This is a genomic window from Micromonospora sp. NPDC003776 (assembly GCF_053605645.1).
In genome coordinates this window covers 1-5,348 of sequence record NZ_JBSGJR010000498.1, presented here as the reverse complement: position 1 = coordinate 5,348, position 5,348 = coordinate 1, and the positions used below count along the sequence as shown (strand labels likewise).

Sequence of the window (5,348 nt, the reverse complement as noted above, 5' to 3'; positions counted from 1 at the left end):
GCGTTGATCAAGGAGTTTGCGTCGGCACACGCCGGTTACTCGACGCAAACTCCTTGATCAACGCTTAGGGGGCGGGGTGCCGAGGTGATGCGGGGCATGGGGGGCGGATAGCCGGGTATGACGGACCCATGAGGGCGAGCTTCCGGCTTGGCCGGATCGCGGGCGTACCCGTCGGCGTCAACTGGAGCGTCCTGGTCATCTTCGTGCTGATCGCCTGGGCGTTGTCGGCCAGTCTGTTCCCGCGTTCCTACCCCGGCCACTCGAGGGTGGCGTACATCGCGGCCGGGCTGGTCGCCGCGGTGGTCTTCTTCTTCGGTCTGCTCGCCCACGAGGTGGCGCACGCGGTGGTCGCCAAGCGCAACGGGATCGGCGTCGAGGGGATCACGCTGTGGCTCTTCGGCGGCGTCTCCGAGCTGAAGGGCGAGGCCAAGGACCCCGGTGCCGAGCTGCGGATCGCCGGGGTGGGGCCGCTGGTGAGCCTGGTGCTCGGGCTCTTCTTCGCGGTGATCGCCCTGCTGCTCGGCCTGGCCGGGGTGCACGGGCTGCTGCTCGGGGCGCTGTCCTGGCTGGCCGGCATCAACGTGCTGTTGGCGATCTTCAACGTGCTGCCCGCCGCGCCGCTGGACGGCGGACGGCTGCTGCGCGCCGCGGTGTGGAAGGCCACCGGTGACCGGACCAAGGCCTCCGTGGTGGCCGCGCGCGCCGGCTGGGTGCTGGGCATCGTGCTGATCGCCTTCGGGCTCTGGCGGTTCCTGGTCGGCGCCGGGATCGGCGGGCTCTGGCTGGCCCTGATCGGCTGGTTCCTGATCGGCGCCGCCGGCATGGAGGAGCGGCAGGCCCGGATGGGCAGCGCCCTGCGCGGGGTACGCGTCGCGGACGTGATGACCCCGCAGCCGCAGACCGCCTCCGGGGACATGACGGTGGCCGACTTCGTGGACCACTATCTGTTCGCGTACCGGCACTCGGCGTTGCCGCTGACCGAGGAGGGGCGGCCGGTCGGCCTGGTCACCCTCGACCGGGTACGCGGCATCCCCGCCGACCGCCGCGCCTCGACCACGCTGGGCGAGGTGGCCTGCCGGGCCGACGAGCTGGTGCTCGCGCGCCCCGACGAATCGCTCAACGAGCTGCTGCCCCGGCTCAGCCAGTGCGCCGACGGCCGGGCGCTCGTGGTGACCGACCAGCGGCTGGTCGGCATCATCTCGCCCAGCGACATCAGCCGGGCGGTGCAGCGCGGCAGCATGCGCGACCAGATGGCCGGGGCCGGCCGCTAGTCGCGCGGGAAGTACCGGTCCAGCTCCTCGGTGCGGAACTTCCCGGCCGGGTCGAACTCGCGCAGCAGGGCGCGGAAGTCCTCGTACCGGGGATAGCCGGCGGCCGGGTCGCGGTCGAAGAGCTTGCCCCAGTGCGGGCGGGGCGTGAACGGCGCCAGCCGCTCCTCGACCTCGGCCAGCACCGGCGCCACCGCGGCCGGGTCGCCGATCCAGGTGAAGTGCAGCGCGACGCTGTCCCGCCGGTAGTTGGGGCTGAGCCAGAGCTCGTCGGCGGCGATCGTGCGCAGCTCGCAGATCTGCAGCACGGCCGCGATCCGCTCGGCGGCCGGGTCCAGGGCGGCGAGCGCCGCGGCGGCGTCGGCGCGGGCGACGTGCCACTCGGACTGGAGTTCGTCGCCGCTGCTCGGCGTGAACCCGAGCCGGAAGTGCGGCAGCCGCTCGTGCCACGGCCCGGCCTCGCCCAGCTGGACCGTGCAGTTCTCCGGCGGCATGCCGGGCACCGGGTGGACGGGCACGTCGGCGGGGCGGGTGCCCAGCCAGTCGGCCGGCGGTGGCGGCTGGTCGGCGTGCTGCTTGAGCCACACCTGGTCGAGCCGGGCCGAGCGCCAGTCGGTGAAGACGCTCGCGCTGTACGCGCCGTCGAGCGCGGCGTCCAGGGCCTCCCGGGGCAGGCCGAGCCGGATGTACTGCCGGAGGGCGAAGGTGGGCACGACGTCGAGGGTGAGCCGGGTGACGACCCCGAGCGCACCGAGGTTGACCACCATCCCGGCGAACCGGGGGTCGGTGCGGTCCACCGTGAGCAGGTCGCCGTCGGCGGTGACCAGCTCCAGCCCGGCCACGCCGGTGGCCAGGTTGCCGTTGGCTCGGCCGGAGCCGTGGGTGGCGGTGGCGACCGCGCCGGCCACCGAGATGTGCGGCAGCGAGGCGAGGTTGGCCACCGCGTACCCCTCGGCGTGCAGCCGGGTGGCGACGTCGCCGTAGCGCAGGCCGGCGGCGACCGTGGCGGTGCCGCTGTCCCGGTCCAGCGTGATGGTGGGCGGCAGACCGGCGACGGAGACCAGGTCGCCGGTGGTGTCGCCGAGCCGGTTGAACGAGTGCCCGGTGCCGACCGCGCGGACCCGCTCGGCGCGGGCCACCAGCCGGCGCAGCTCGTCCAGCGCTGACGGCCGGTGCCGGGCCCGGGCGGTGTAGCGGACGTTGCCCGCCCAGTTGCGGTCGGCGACGGGCGGCGGGGCGGGGACAGCGGCGGTGGGGTCGGTCACGCGGTGGTCGTCCGATCGGTCGGCGTGTCGGTGTCGGTCAGGGCGGCGCAGAGGGCGTCGAGCGCCATGTCCACCTGGGCGATGTCGTACCCCCGCAGGGCCACCAGCAGGCCGGCGGCGCGGGCCTGCTCGATCTCCGCCCGGGCGGCCCGCCGCTCCGCGGGCCCGCCCTGGGCGAGCGCGTCCTGGGCCCGCCCGACGAGTCGGTCCACCTCGCGGACGTCGTAGCCGCGCAGCCCGTGGGTGAACTCGAACTCCGTCGTCGCGAACTCACCGGGCGACAGGGTACGCGCGTCGGTGAAGCGCCCGCCCGACCAGCGGACCAGCGCCGCCACCACCTCGTCCGGGCTCTCCCGCACCTGGTTGAGGTCGAGCAGCTCCACCGCCGGCCGCCGGTCGCGCGGGTGCCGGGCGGTGATCGGCACGCCGGCCGGGAACCCGCTCCCCGGCACCCCGACCAGCCGGGACGCCTCGTCGACGGCGAGCGCCTCGAACTGCTCCCAGCGGTACGTCCCGCGCAGGCCGGGGCGGCGCACCTGCAGCCCTTCGGGCCCGATCACGAAGCGGAACGGCCGCAGCGCGCCGACCAGCACCATGCCGGCGATCAGCACGACGCCGAGGGCGACGAGCATCCGCAGCAGGGAGCCCTCGACGGCGACCCCGAGCACCATCACCCCGGCCGCCACGCAGATGACCGCCAGCGGCAGGTTGCCCCGGCTCCGGTGCAGCTCCACGTCCCACCCCCGTCGTCGACGCCGCGGTCCGGGTGCATCATCCGTCAAGGTGTCAAGCCGTGGTTGCCCCGTCCCACGGCTCAGAGCTGGGGCATCACCTCGGCGGCGACCAGGTCCAGGTGGTCCAGGTCGGCCAGGTCGAGCACCTGGAGGTAGACCCGCCGGCTGCCGACCTCCGCGTACCGGCCGAGCTTGTCGACGATCTCGGCCGGGGTGCCGGCGAGGCCGTTCTCGCGCAGCTCGGCCGGTTCCCGGCCGATCGCCGCGGCGCGGCGGGCCACCTCGGCCTCGTCCCGCCCGCAGCACAGCACCAGGGCGTTGGACCAGACCAGGTCGGCCGGATCGCGGTCGATCTCGACGCAGGCGTCCTTGACCCGCTGGAACTGGGCCGCCGAGTCCTCGACCGAGACGAACGGCAGGTTGAACTCGTCGGCGTAGCGGGCCGCGAGGCCGGGGGTCCGCTTCGGGCCCATGCCGCCGAGCAGGATCGGGGGGCGCGGCTGCTGCACCGGCTTCGGCAGCGCGGGTGAGTCGCTGACCGGGTAGTACTTGCCCGGAAAGTCGAAGGTGCCTCCGGCCGGGGTCGCCCAGAGGCCGCTGATCACCGCGAGCTGCTCCTCGAGCCGGTCGAAGCGCTCGCCGAGCGGCGGGAAGGGGATGCCGTACGCGGTGTGCTCCTCGGCGTACCAGCCGGTGCCGATGCCCAGCTCGACCCGGCCACCGCTCATCTGGTCGACCTGGGCCACGGTGATGGCCAGCGGACCGGGGAGGCGGAAGGTGGCCGCGGTCATCAGGGTGCCCAGCCGGATCCGCGAGGTGTCCCGGGCCAGGCCGGCGAGGGTGGTCCAGGCGTCCGTCGGGCCGGGCTCCCCGCTGACCGAGCCCATCTTGAGGTAGTGGTCGGAGCGGAAGAACGCGCCGAAGCCCGTCTCCTCGGCGCGGCGCGCGACGGTGAGCAACTGGTCGTAGCTGGCGCCCTGCTGGGGCTCGGTGAAGATCCGCAATTCCATGCCCCGAGCATAGGAAGACCGGCCGGGCCGGGCAGCCGGAGCAGTTCGTATCCCTTGACAGGCATATGTCTGGAGAGGCATATTGGCAGCGTGTCCGTCGACGTGTTCGCCGTGCTGGCCGAGCCCACCCGGCGCCGCATCCTCGACCGGTTGCGCCGGGCGGAGAGCAGCGTCGGCGACCTCGTGGACGCGCTGGGGATGAGCCAGCCGGCCGTCTCCAAGCACCTGAAGGTGCTCCGCGAGGCCGGCTTCGTCACCTGCCGCACCGCGGCCCAGCAGCGGATCTACCGGATCGACACCCGCCCGCTGCGGGCCGTGGACGACTGGCTCGGGCCGTACCGGCGGATGTGGGCGGCGCACCTCGACGCACTGGAGCGCCATCTCGACAGTCAGGAGTGACGATGGACCGCGACAGCTTCCGGCCCGGCCCGCTCGCCGAGGTCGCCCGGGTACCGGCCGGCGAACGGTGGGACCTGGTGTTCGTCCGGGACCTGCGACACCCGCCGGAGAAGGTGTGGGCCGCGCTCACCGAACCGGACCGGCTCGCCGAATGGGCCCCCTTCCTGGCCAGCCGCGACCTGGGCACCCCCGGCGAGGCCACGCTCAGCACGGTCGACGGCGACCGGAGCTATCCGGCCCCGGCGACCGTACGGCGCGCCGACCGGCCCGCCCTGCTGGAGTACACCTGGGGCGACGGGCTGCTGCGCTGGGAGCTGACCCCGACCGGGACCGGGACCCGCCTGACCCTGCGGCACCGGATCGACGACCCGGACCTCGCCCCGGTGATGGCCGCCGGCTGGCACCTCTGCCTCGACGTCGCCGGCCACCTGCTCGACGGCGACCCGGTCGGCCCGATCCGCGGCGGCGAGGCGAAGGAGTTCGGCTGGGACGACCTGCGCGCCGCGTACGTCGAGCGGCTGGACGGCTCCGAGTTCTGACGGACTCCGGCCGGTCCGCCGTGGTGCGGGCCGCGGCCGCCGCCCGGGGGCGGGGAGGGCCCGCTGCCCCTCGCGGCGAGCGGCTCCTTCAGAGCGGCATGTCTCTGCGACATTTTGATGTAGCAGAGACAAG

At 74.2% G+C, this 5,348-nt stretch carries 6 protein-coding genes; 3 read left to right on the top strand and 3 right to left on the bottom strand.

All coding sequences use genetic code 11. The features are described 5' to 3' along the window. Positions 1-128: 128 nt before the first annotated feature. Complete coding sequence (locus ACWEVO_RS29240; protein WP_452310700.1) at positions 129-1,271, top strand: site-2 protease family protein; 1,143 nt, start codon at positions 129-131, stop codon at positions 1,269-1,271. Here ACWEVO_RS29240 and ACWEVO_RS29235 read toward each other — a convergent pair. The 3 genes from ACWEVO_RS29235 to ACWEVO_RS29225 all read right to left on the bottom strand — a co-directional run bounded on the left by ACWEVO_RS29235 (position 1,268) and on the right by ACWEVO_RS29225 (position 4,277). Continuing rightward, positions 1,268-2,533, bottom strand: coding sequence for an FAD-binding protein (locus tag ACWEVO_RS29235; RefSeq protein WP_452310699.1), 1,266 nt, complete (start codon positions 2,531-2,533; stop codon positions 1,268-1,270). The genes ACWEVO_RS29240 and ACWEVO_RS29235 overlap by 4 nt on opposite strands. Beyond that, positions 2,530-3,267: a hypothetical protein gene (locus ACWEVO_RS29230; protein ID WP_452310698.1), complete on the bottom strand. Its 738-nt coding sequence runs from the start codon at positions 3,265-3,267 to the stop codon at positions 2,530-2,532. Before ACWEVO_RS29230 ends, ACWEVO_RS29235 begins: the two co-directional genes overlap by 4 nt. A gap of 80 nt (positions 3,268-3,347) precedes the next feature. Then, positions 3,348-4,277 (bottom strand): LLM class F420-dependent oxidoreductase, encoded by a 930-nt coding sequence (locus ACWEVO_RS29225; protein WP_452310697.1) that lies wholly within the window; start codon positions 4,275-4,277, stop codon positions 3,348-3,350. A 90-nt stretch (positions 4,278-4,367) separates the two neighbouring features. Here ACWEVO_RS29225 and ACWEVO_RS29220 point away from each other — a divergent pair, with 90 nt between their 5' ends. Both ACWEVO_RS29220 and ACWEVO_RS29215 read left to right on the top strand, forming a co-directional pair. Next, positions 4,368-4,676 (top strand): ArsR/SmtB family transcription factor, encoded by a 309-nt coding sequence (locus ACWEVO_RS29220; protein ID WP_452310696.1) that lies wholly within the window; start codon positions 4,368-4,370, stop codon positions 4,674-4,676. Positions 4,677-4,678: 2 nt separating this feature from the next. Beyond that, positions 4,679-5,215, top strand: coding sequence for an SRPBCC family protein (locus ACWEVO_RS29215; RefSeq protein ID WP_452310695.1), 537 nt, complete (start codon positions 4,679-4,681; stop codon positions 5,213-5,215). The last annotated feature ends 133 nt before the right edge of the window (positions 5,216-5,348 follow it).

Excerpts from the sequence above, each read along its gene's own strand:
- ACWEVO_RS29215 (WP_452310695.1), top strand. The coding sequence starts at position 4,679 with ATGGACCGCGACAGCTTCCGGCCCGGCCCGCTCGCCGAGGTCGCCCGG.
- ACWEVO_RS29240 (WP_452310700.1), top strand. The coding sequence starts at position 129 with ATGAGGGCGAGCTTCCGGCTTGGCCGGATCGCGGGCGTACCCGTCGGC.
- ACWEVO_RS29225 (WP_452310697.1), bottom strand. The coding sequence starts at position 4,277 with ATGGAATTGCGGATCTTCACCGAGCCCCAGCAGGGCGCCAGCTACGAC.